Here is a 2362-nt window from a genome sequence, read left to right as displayed (position 1 = left end):
GTGCTATATTATCAGCTTTGATATTTAACGCCATTATCATTCCATTGCTAATACCATTAGCAATGAAGGGTGTTAAATATGTTCCTATGAGCGCCACAAGATTGTTAACAAAGAATTTGTCTCTATATGGATTAGGAGGCGTGTTAGTTCCATTTATCGGAATTAAATGTATTGATTTAATTCTTGTGATGTTTAGAGTAGCTTAAAATTAAAAATAAGGGTGAGAATTCATGTTAAAGAATATACGTACAGTTTTCGTACTACTATTTATTTGTGGAATTGCGTATCCGTTACTGATGACAATGCTAGCTCAGGTGATATTGCCTGTAAAAGCAGAGGGTAGCTTAATTAAAAATGAATCGGGTGAAATTATAGGCTCCGAAATGATTGGCCAATCTTTTAAAGATCCGGGATACTTCCACGGTCGTATTTCTTCCATTAATTACGACGCAGCTGGCTCAGGTACGCCAAACTATTCTCCATCAAATAAGGAAATGATTGAACGGACATTAAATGATATTGAAGAATTTTCAAATGAAAACCCTACAGTAGATAAAGCAGATGTACCTTCTGACTTAATGACAAATTCGGCTTCAGGACTTGATCCAAATGTTTCTCCTCAAGGAGCGATTGTTCAGGTTCCCCGTATTGCAAATGAGAGAGGATTATCTGAAAAAAGTTTATATAATCTTGTTGACGAATACACGGAAAGTCGTTCATTTGGACTTTTTGGTGAACCTCGAATTAATGTTTTGAAGTTAAATATAGCATTGGACGAACTAGAATAATTTTGATTAGGAGAGTTTTTCCACTCTCCTTTTACCTTAGAATGAAACTGGAGGTAGTAATATGCCAGATCAATTTCGTAGAAAAACACCAGATGAAATTCTACAGTCGATCTCTAATATTAAAAAAGGGAGGCTGAAGATCATACTTGGGGCTGTATATGGTTCAGGGAAAACCTATCATTTGCTCCTTGAAGGAAATGAGTTAAAAAAACGTGGGATTGACGTAGTTGTCGGGGTAGTTTGCACATCGAGTAGTCCTAAAACACTTGAGCAATTAGGCTGCCTAGAAATTATACCTTCTATCGAATGGGAGCAAAACGGTCATGTAAGACAAGATTTGAATATGAAGGAAATTTTCAAACGAAACCCGGAAGTAATTTTAGTTGACCAATTAGCTCATAAAAATCATTCATCTGCTAAAAACCCAACTAGATTAGAAGATGTTAAGGAGTTAATAAACAATGAGATTAGTGTCATAACAACAATAAATATTTACGAGTTGAAAGGARTGAAAAAAGTTGCAGAGCAATTACTACAACTGCCACTTCATGTAAATGATACTGTACCCGAAGATACATTGACGCAGGCAGATGAAGTACGTCTTTTAGATGTTACTCCTGAAGCAATTTTAAAACGTCTCCAGGAAGGGGAAATAGAAGAAAAAGACGAACAAGCCAAAGGACTTGTGCAATTATACAATAAGGATAACCTAGCGGTACTTAGGGAACTGTCACTCCGGTTTTTGGCTGGAGAAGTGGAAGAGGATCTAACTGAATATCGAGAAGAGGAAGGGTTATTGGGACCTTCAGGTGCTTCTGAACGGATTTTGGTATGTGTACAATATCATTGGAATGGATCCATCTTAATACGAAGAGGGGATCAAATAGCCAAACGTTTAGGTGGGGAGCTATTGATTGTTAGCTTTGTTCCAACTCAAAGAAAATTATCTAAAGAAGAAGAAATGTTTAAAAGATCCATGCAAAAACTCATAAATAAATTAAATGGAAAATTTGAGGAATTGACAATAAAAGGGGAAGAAATCGCTGAAGAAATAGTTGAATATGCCATGCAACATTATGTAACTCGAATAATCCTTGGTCATTCTAAAAGGACAAGATGGGAAGAGATTATTCACGGTTCAATAGTCAATAGAATATTGAGAAAAACGAAAAATATTGATGTGTTTATTGTAGCAGACCGTGCAGAAGTACATGGAGAAAGAGTAATACCCGCTATTCAGTCAAAAGTAAGGAAGAAAAATCCATATCAAAGACTTTCTCCTGATGAAATAAAAGAAAAAATACAAGGGGTAAAAAGAGGTACGTTAAAAATTTATATTGGGGCTGCACCCGGTGTAGGAAAAACATTTACCATGCTGAGGGAAGCAAATCAATTGAATCAAAACGAAATTGATGTTGTGATTGGATTATTGGAAACACACGGGCGTAAAGAGACAGCAGCGCAAATTGGAACTTTAGAAATCATACCTCGAAAACATATTACATATAAAAACGTAGTACTGGAGGAAATGGACCTTAAGGCCATAATTATTCGCAATCCTGAAGTAGTGCTGG

2 protein-coding genes and 1 pseudogene are annotated in these 2362 nt (G+C 36.0%); all 3 read left to right on the top strand.

Going from position 1 to position 2362, the window contains the following annotated elements; all coding sequences use genetic code 11:
- Window positions 1–206 (top strand): annotated as a pseudogene (locus AC1DUW_RS26165) (potassium-transporting ATPase B chain 1); the annotation flags it as partial.
- A 24-nt stretch (window positions 207–230) separates the two neighbouring features.
- On the top strand, window positions 231–788 hold the full coding sequence (gene kdpC / locus AC1DUW_RS26160) for a potassium-transporting ATPase subunit KdpC (protein ID WP_053346146.1): 558 nt from the start codon (window positions 231–233) through the stop codon (window positions 786–788).
- 61 nt (window positions 789–849) lie between these two features.
- Window positions 850–2362: universal stress protein (locus AC1DUW_RS26155; RefSeq protein ID WP_477643855.1), on the top strand; the 1513-nt coding region annotated here is incomplete at its 3' end.

It is taken from the genome of Peribacillus sp. P4_C12 (assembly GCF_056402095.1).
Note: the sequence above shows the minus strand (reverse complement) of the source record. Positions and strands in the feature narration are given on the sequence as shown.